This is a genomic window from Mesorhizobium sp. WSM4989 (genome assembly GCF_029625795.1).
Taxonomy (GTDB): domain Bacteria; phylum Pseudomonadota; class Alphaproteobacteria; order Rhizobiales; family Rhizobiaceae; genus Mesorhizobium.
Genome location: NZ_JARTVN010000008.1, coordinates 21,506 through 28,641, shown reverse-complemented (window position 1 = coordinate 28,641; position 7,136 = coordinate 21,506). Strand labels below are relative to the sequence as shown.

At 59.1% G+C, this 7,136-nt stretch carries 6 protein-coding genes; 2 read left to right on the top strand and 4 right to left on the bottom strand.

Going from position 1 to position 7,136, the window contains the following annotated elements:
• Positions 1-243: 243 nt before the first annotated feature.
• Positions 244-516: a hypothetical protein gene (locus tag P9217_RS29835; protein WP_199489650.1), complete on the bottom strand. Its 273-nt coding sequence runs from the start codon at positions 514-516 to the stop codon at positions 244-246.
• Between the two features lie 1,173 nt (positions 517-1,689).
• Between P9217_RS29835 and P9217_RS29830 the strand changes: the two genes are divergently transcribed.
• Both P9217_RS29830 and rpoN read left to right on the top strand, forming a co-directional pair.
• Positions 1,690-2,223 (top strand): peroxiredoxin, encoded by a 534-nt coding sequence (locus tag P9217_RS29830; RefSeq protein ID WP_063169380.1) that lies wholly within the window; start codon positions 1,690-1,692, stop codon positions 2,221-2,223.
• A 68-nt stretch (positions 2,224-2,291) separates the two neighbouring features.
• Positions 2,292-3,725 carry an RNA polymerase factor sigma-54 gene (rpoN, locus tag P9217_RS29825; RefSeq protein WP_063169381.1) on the top strand — a complete coding sequence of 478 codons (1,434 nt, stop codon included), beginning with the start codon at positions 2,292-2,294 and terminating at the stop codon, positions 3,723-3,725.
• Here the strand turns inward: rpoN and P9217_RS29820 are convergent.
• From P9217_RS29820 to P9217_RS29810, 3 genes are all read right to left on the bottom strand, one after another.
• Positions 3,722-4,348 (bottom strand): nitrogen fixation protein NifQ, encoded by a 627-nt coding sequence (locus P9217_RS29820; protein WP_063169382.1) that lies wholly within the window; start codon positions 4,346-4,348, stop codon positions 3,722-3,724. The two genes, rpoN and P9217_RS29820, sit on opposite strands and share 4 nt — an antisense overlap.
• A complete protein-coding gene (locus tag P9217_RS29815) occupies positions 4,335-5,387 on the bottom strand; it encodes an LLM class flavin-dependent oxidoreductase (protein WP_063169383.1) in 1,053 nt (350 codons plus the stop codon). Before P9217_RS29815 ends, P9217_RS29820 begins: the two co-directional genes overlap by 14 nt.
• Before the next feature lie 138 nt (positions 5,388-5,525).
• Positions 5,526-7,127, bottom strand: a complete 1,602-nt coding sequence (locus P9217_RS29810) for an SDR family oxidoreductase (RefSeq protein ID WP_063169384.1) — start codon at positions 7,125-7,127, stop codon at positions 5,526-5,528.
• Positions 7,128-7,136 lie beyond the last annotated feature (9 nt).

The window sequence follows — 7,136 nt, the reverse complement described above, 5'->3', positions numbered from 1 at the left end:
TCCACATGGCAGCCTAAAGTCAAAAACGCCTATCAGTCGCCTCGCCCTGATCGAGGACAACCTGTTGAAGCTCCACAACTAGGTCGTCCAGCATCACAGTGAACCGCGTACGTAGTATTTTGTCGTAGGCGGCATTCTGGATAGCCGGATACGGGCTCTTCACCCGCTGCACCACCGATTGCGGGATGATGTCGCGAGAAACATTCACGGATTTCGTGAAAAAAGTGTACCCGCCGAAGAGCCCTACTCGCGGGGGCGGTGCAGCACCACCTCGGTGTCACTGCTCGTGTTCATGCGATGGACTAGGCCGGCCAGCTGTTGACGCAGCTCGCGGTAGTTGTAAGTCTCACCCGTGTAGACGAGCACCAAGTCAGGTCGGCCATCCCCCTGGAGCATCCTCGGCTGGCGGCCGCCCTGGATATCGATGATTGCCAGGCGGTGGTGTCCCAGCGCCGCAGGCCCGCCGATCCAAGTCCCCTCGTCGTCCGGACCGTGGTTCGCTATGGTGGCCGTCATATCGGCAAGCTCCCTTCGCGCATCGGGACCTCCGAGGTCTCGATTGAAGTCGATCCATTCACAGATGCCGCACAGGTTATGTCGCCGCATTTGGGCGAAGCAGATATAAGGCCAGTGGGAAACCATCGAGGCAAAGTGACGGATCTAGCCCAGCTACGATCCGCATCCGACATTGTCGGACATCGGACAGCACCGCGATTCGCTGCATAGGAAGCCTGGAGTCGCGATTTCCCCTGGGGGAATCAGCGCATGAAAGGAGAGCTGGGTCGTGTCTGCCGAAATGAGAAATTGCTCCCCCTTATTGCATCACCGAGGAATGTTACCCAGCGCGATAGACGGACATGCCCTATCTCCCCCCGTTGCAGCTGAGGGAGATAGGGGCCAGCTCTTCATTCAACCCTCATGGAGGATGATCAGCCCAGCCATTTCCATGCGCCGGCCTTCACAAGCCGTGCACCATTCAGGTTCTTTTCCTTGAAGCGCGACGATCCTTGTCAGACGTCGCAACACTTGCTGCCGAGAGCACGAGCTCTTCCTCGAGCATGCCTTGATCTGCGCCTCGAACGGCTCGCACATGCTGGGTTTCAACGACTTCGCAGAGGTTGATATTCTGCAGTGACTTCGTCTCGCTGCTGCACGGCATTGACGCTGGGAGCCATGCTCGCGTGGCGCAATTGTGCTGAAGCCGGTGCCCACGGCAACGTTTCTTAACCCGCCCCAGATCCTGGCGTTTGGCTATTTCCGACATTCGTGTCCGGCTTCGGACAAAGGCCGGGTTTGCCGAACGGAGTCGCACCCAATTTCCAGTGCTGCTTGAGCAATAATATCGACCGGCATTACTGCACAACACGAAAGTTGCTGCAAAAACCGAAGTGAACCCAAGGCATCGGGTCAATTGGCATGGCGCTTGCGACTCGGTCGATAGAACGCAGTCAAAATCACGGTTGCAGACCATGCCTACCTCTCAAAGCTCGATAAAGCACGCGAGCAAAATTCCCCGTCTCCGCGGAAGCTCGTCGCCGTTAAACGTGCCTGCTCGGGGGCGGTCTTGCACAAGACCGGTCCGAGGCAACCACGCCAAGGCGCGAGGCTGCCGGAACTGTCGACCGAAGTCGATGCCGCTTCAGTTTAACCGAAAAATGCACCGTACCACTTTGGCCTGGAAGCAAATCAATGACCTATAGAAAGAACGTTCCTCTCGTGACCTTTCGCACGCGTGTTCGCGATGAGTCGATCGGGGGGCCAAATCCTTATCAGTGGGAGAACAAGACCTCCGACGATTATTTCGGGGGCAAGCGCATCATCCTGTTCTCGCTGCCTGGCGCCTTCACCCCGACCTGCTCGACCTTCCAACTGCCCGATTTCGAAAAACTCTATGATCAATTTCTGGAACTGCGAATTGACGCGATCTACTGCGTCTCGGTCAACGATGCTTTCGTCATGAATGCGTGGGGAAAGTCCTTGGGGCTGCAGAAGATCGAGCTGATCCCAGACGGGTCGGGCGAGTTCACGCGCAAAATGGGCATGCTGGTCGCGAAGGACAATCTGGGCTTTGGCATGCGCTCCTGGCGATACGCCGCTCTGATCGACGATGGCGTGGTGGAGCAGTGGTTCGAGGAGGAAGGCTTCTGTGACAACTGCGAGACGGACCCCTATGGCGTTTCATCCCCGCAAAACGTTCTCGACAAATTGAAGGCGGCGGCATGACCCAGAAGTGGAAAGTCTCACACAACCCAAGCACACACTAGAGCCTCCTCGGCAGATCACGGTTCAACATGCATCTCTCAGCAAGCCTGCTTCAACGCCAGAAGCAACGTATGGTCTTATCGCCTCAAGCCATTGAAGCTATTCGCTTGCTGCGATTGACGCATACTGAACTCCATCAGCTCGTGCAGCAGGCACTCGAGAAGAACCCCGTTTTGAAGCCTGACCCGTTTGACGACGATTCGCCGCTGCCAGGGGTGGATCAGCGGAGCAGTCAAAGCAGAAGCGAAATCGGCGAATCGCCCATTGGCGGGCCGTCTGGCGGGCGCGGGCAATGGAAGTCGCAACGCAGTAGCGGCAACGATCGACCTGCCGTCGAGGAGTTTACCGCCCACACCGAAACATTGCACGACCATGTCGCCCGCCAGGTCGCCCTCAACCCGTTCACCCCCCAGGAGCGGCTGATTGCCGGACAGCTCGCCGCTCATCTGGAGGACACTGGCTATCTTCAGGTAAACCTTTTCGATCTGGCCAGGACGTTAAACGTTCGGCAAGCTGATGTGGAACGGGTCATCGGAATCTTGCAGCAATTTGATCCGCCGGGCATTTTTGCGCGAACTCTCAGCGAATGCCTGGAGATTCAGCTGCGCCAGCAAGACCGGTTCGACCCGGCTATGGCAGCTTTGGTCGCCAATCTCGAGATGCTTGCACGGGGGGATTTTCAGGGATTGAAGCAGCGTTGCGGAGTCGACGAGGAGGATCTCCTCGACATGAGGAACGAAATCCGCGCGCTCGATCCCAAGCCTGGAGACCGGTTCCAGTCCGGGACGCCGGAAACCATCGTACCGGACGTCTGGGTAATGCCCAAGTCCGAAGGTGGATGGCGGGTGGAGCTTGATCCGGCCACGCTGCCCAAAGTGTTGATCAACCACACCTATGTCGCCGAAATCTCGCAGCTGACCAAGCAAAATCCGGAAGGCAAAGCGTTTCTCGACAATTGCCAGGAAAAAGGGAACTGGCTGATCAGCAGTCTCAAGCAGCGCGCTAAGACGATCCTTAAGGTTGCGACCGAAATCGTGCGCCAGCAGGATGCCTTTTTTACACACGGCGCCGCCCATCTGCGGCCTCTCTGTCTCAAAAATGTCGCTGACGAGATCGGCATGCACGAGTCGACGGTAAGCCGGGTGACTTCGAACAGGTACATGTTGACTCCGCGCGGGGTGTTCGAGCTGAAGTATTTTTTCGCTGCGCCAATCGCATCCTGCGAGGGCGGCGATGCGCACTCCGCCAAAGCTGTCTGCCATCGGATCAAGGCAATCATAGCCGAAGAATCGCTCGACAAGGTACATTCCGACGAAGACATCGTTGCTCAACTCAAGGAGACCGGCATCGATGTCGCTCGCCGTACCGTCACCAAATATCGCGAGGCGATGAACATCCCTTCCTCCATACGACGGCGCCGCGATAAGCGTTTGTCCGCAGCTGCGATCAAGCGAAGTGACTAACCGACATTCGTGGTCGGCGAGAGGCGACTCTCAACTTCCTCCGGGCCGAAGCAGCTTTCGAAGTCATGGCATTCCCCGCAACTGGGTGCTGTGCATGACGAAAAGCCTTCGGCCTCACACAGCTTGCGGTAAAAGTACTTTTTCCATTTCATGTTTTCTGTGTTGCCTGCCGCCAGCGCGGGAAAATGTCTGGCAAGCAGGCGGCTGAGCTCAGCGCGATTTGAGAGGCCAAGATCCCGCCAAAGATGGTCCATGCGCATCGCACGCCGGGCGATGATCTTGGCCAAGCGGGCGCTCGCCGGGTCGGCCGGCGCAGCATGCGCTAGCAGCAGCCGGCGTAGCAGTTCCTCTTCCAGTTCCGGCTCGGGCTCGCTCAACTCCTCCAAAGCGAATACGCTGCTGGAGGTAGACGGGAAAGTTGCGGCCAAGACATCACGCAATTCGACAGACGAAAGGCCTGTCCCCTCCGTCGCCAACACCTCGCCCGCCTGGACCTCCTCAAGCGAACGTGAATGTACGCAGGGCAGCACATGCTGATCGAAGCTCCTCCCTAGCTCGGACCCACGCCATTGCGCGCTGGATAGGCAGCCATCATCGTAACGGCCGGCTTCAGCTTCCGGCATGACAAAGCGCCTTGTTGACCGCAGGGATGATCTTGTCGCCCCAGAGCTCGATCTGGCGCAGCATCGTCTTTTGGTCGAAGTCGCCCAATTGAGTCTGAACTGCGATCTGGTCCGGTTTCAAGATATCGATCTCTTCCAGCAGGCGATCAATCACGCGATTTACGCTGCCAATCGGCAAATTTTTGCGCATGGTCTCGAAGGACAGATCCTGCTGGGTCGGTGTCTCCTGCAGCAGGTAGCCATCGTGGCTCTGTTGGCGACGCTGATGCAGGGCTTCAGAAAGCCGGCGCTGGAAGCGGGCATTGTCGAGATAGCTGTTGATCTCCAACTCGTCGTGGCTGGCATAGCAGCAGCGCAGCAGCGATATCTTGACGTCGGTGACGTTCTTTTCCTCGGATGCCGCCGCCCTCTCGACTGATTCACGCAGTGTGGTCAAAGTCTCTAAGCCGTCGTGGAAGGCTGTGACAAAAAAATTGTGCCCCTCGCGGTAGGCCCGAGCCATCCGTGCGGCTCCGCCAGCGATCCAGATAGGCGGCGTCGGCTGCTGGACTGTGCGGACCGAAATCGCTGTTGGGGGGATCTTCTCATACTGGCCGTCGTGTTCGAAGACGTTTTGGTTGAGGCCCTTGAGAATGATGTCCAGGTATTCCGAAAAGACGGCCGGCGCCTCATCGATGTCCACGCCGAACCGTTCGAACTCGAACTGCTGGTATCCCAAGCCTACGCCGAGCTCGAGACGGCCGTTCGCAACGATGTCGGCGAAGCCGATCTCGGACAGCAGGCGCTGCGGTTGGTAAAGCGGCAGCACGCAGACGGCAGTGCCCAGGCGAATCGTGCTTGTCAAGCCGCCGCAGTGCGCCACCATCATCAGCGGGGATGGTATGAGGCTGTAATTGTTGAAGTGGTGCTCAGCAAACCACGCGGTGTTGAACCCAGCCTGCTCCGAAGCGACGGCCTGTTCGATGGAGTTGCGGATGACGCTTTCTGAGGATTGGTGATAGCCACGCTGGGCGGCCAGAATGAAAGTGGCAAATTCCATGATTTCTCCTCGTTATAGACACGTCAGCCGACCGGGAATGTGCTCGGCATGCGCATGCTTGGATCTCAAGCACCTCAGGTGCGTCGTGGAGCCGAGGCTTCATAATGCTCGGCCGGTCGCCCTGCGAAGGCCTGGCAATTAACCTGCGGCCTCCGCAAAACATTCGTCATAGAGCTCGCTGGCGTTTCCCGCATCACCGAACGAGGTCCAGCCGCCGTCCACGTAGAGGATCGAGCCGTTGATGTATGAGGCGTCAGACGAAGCAAGGAAGAACGATGCATCTGCGACGTCTTCTGGCCGTCCCATCCTGCCCATGGGGATGCGTCGTCCGATTGCTGTCAGGTCGATGCGGCCGGCTTTGGCCAACTGAGCAAGTGCGGGCGTGCGGATGTGGCCAGGAGCGACGGTGGCTGTCCGAATTCCGACCGGCCCGAGTTCGGCCGCCATGCAACGGGTCAGCATATCCATCCCCGCCTTGGAGGCGCCGTAGGCATGGCGCGGCGCGAACGGCAGAAAGCTGTCGATCGACCCGAGATTGAGGATCACGCCGCCCGGGCGCATAGCCTTGATCGCTTCGCGCGCGCAGGTGAAGGCGCCGGTAAGGTTGACATCCAGGACGTGTTCGAGCTGTTTCGACAGTTGCTCGATCGCAGGCACAATCCTGTCGGCGGTATCAGCACTATTGACCAGAACATCGATATACCCGAAGCGTCCCCTCAGTTCTTCGAACATCGACACCACATCGCTCTCGACGGCCACGTCCAGCGATTTCGCCAGATGCTTGCCGGGGAGCGATGTAGCCAGCTCTGCCGCTGCAGTGCCATCTTTATCAGCAATCACGACGGTGTCGCCGTTCGCGGCAAAGCGGCGAGCGACGGCCGCGCCAATGCTTTTTGCGCCACCGGTGACGAGCACGATTCGCGCATCTGTGCATTCGGCCGGACAGGAGAGCTCGGCTTGGAGCGCACCATCCACCGGCGGGTGAGCATCCCCCGGCTGGTTGAATGACATCCAGCCTCCGTCGACTGCCAGCACCGAGCCGGTGATGTAGCGCGCCTGCGTGCTGCTCAGAAAACGCACGACCCTGGCGATCTCGTCGGGGCGAGCCAAGCGCCCCATCGGCACGCGGCGGCGTATCGCCGCGAGGTCCATTTTGCCAGCGCGTGCCAGTTCTGTGACCATTGGGGTGCGGACGGAGCCCGGCGCCACCGCCGTGACGCGGATTCCTCGCATAGCCCACTCGCATGCAAGGGACTTTGTCAACGAGATCACGCCAGCTTTCGAGGCTGCGTAGGCGTTGCGCCTGGGATTGCCGACCACGCCCGCCATCGAAGCCACATTGACGATCGCACCGCCCGGCTTCATGCGCCGCGCCGCTTCCCGGGCCATAACGAATGGCCCAATAAGGTTCACTGTCACGCCGCGTCGGAAGGTATCGACAGCGGTGTCGATGATCCTATCCATCGTGGGTCCAACCGCCGCATTGTTGATGAGGACATCGATTTGCGCGAACCGTGCTTCGACCTGGCCGAAAAGTGAGAGCATGTCCTTCTCTCGCGACACATCGCACTCCAGACCGACGTGCGGCGACCCGAGATCCCGAGCCAGTTCAACCACACCACTGCCCGGAAGGTCCACCGCAACTACAGTGTCTCCGTCCGCGGCAAGGATATCGACCAGGGCACGGCCGATCCCGCCCGCAGCGCCTGTGATGATTACGGTGCGTGCTGCCAGTTTCACGAGAGCTTC